1 pseudogene is annotated in these 453 nt (G+C 41.3%); it reads right to left on the bottom strand.

The window, feature by feature from the left end:
* Positions 1 to 441, bottom strand: a pseudogene (locus DYY66_RS10025) (sugar ABC transporter permease); the annotation flags it as partial.
* Positions 442 to 453 lie beyond the last annotated feature (12 nt).

The raw sequence follows: 453 nt of genomic DNA on the forward strand, positions 1-453 counted from the left end.
ACTTGTACGTACTTTGCTCATTGTTGTTTGTATGTTTTCTGTTCCTGTCTTCATTTTGGTGGTATATCTTGCAAACTGGAATGCAGGACCTGCATGAGTTCGCCATTTTCTGATATGTGGTCTCCAGTAGCCTACGTGTCGCTTGATCTCAATTTGCGTATTAAGGCCATATTTTGCAATTACATGTTTGCTGAAATTTCCAAAAGCCAGAGTTATTACAACAACACCGATTGCAAGAATACCCAGACACTCATACACGCTAGTTAGATCCCCTGTTGATGTGGCTTGTACTATCAAGGTTCCAATGCCAAAGACCTTGTATGCAGTTATGCCAACTGAGAAGACTTCACTAACCATGATGTAGAAAAGCGCATCAGCAAAACTTGGAAATATATCCGATGAGACTCGAGGATATGAGAACGGTATGTACAAGCTTTTCATCTTGCCCCACCA

The organism is Candidatus Nitrosotalea sp. FS (assembly GCF_011319475.1).
In the GTDB taxonomy this organism is placed as follows: domain Archaea; phylum Thermoproteota; class Nitrososphaeria; order Nitrososphaerales; family Nitrosopumilaceae; genus Nitrosotalea.